Source organism: Elizabethkingia argenteiflava, from assembly GCF_009904105.1.
Classification (GTDB): domain Bacteria; phylum Bacteroidota; class Bacteroidia; order Flavobacteriales; family Weeksellaceae; genus Elizabethkingia; species Elizabethkingia argenteiflava.
The window spans coordinates 1-232 of sequence record NZ_JAAABJ010000048.1 but is presented as its reverse complement, the minus strand read 5'-3'; the positions used below and the strand labels follow the sequence as shown (position 1 = coordinate 232).

The window sequence follows — 232 nt, the reverse complement described above, 5'->3', positions numbered from 1 at the left end:
GGAGATAAGCCTATACAGCCCTACCAGATTACAAAGCGTTGGCACAGATTAATTAAGAGCTCTAACAAAATAAAAGACAAGGACGGCAAAATAATAAAAGTTACGGAAGATTTTTACTCTTTGAAGCATTTATTTTTAGACAAACTAGACCAAGCCAGCGACGAGGAGATCAATCTCGCTAAAATAGCAGCCAGCCACCGAACTGATTCCATCACCAAGGTTTACACCGTTG

Annotated in this window: 1 pseudogene; it reads left to right on the top strand. The window is 40.1% G+C overall.

Annotation, left to right across the window (positions count from 1 at the left end):
• A pseudogene (locus GNY06_RS00235) lies at window positions 1–232 on the top strand (hypothetical protein); the annotation flags it as partial.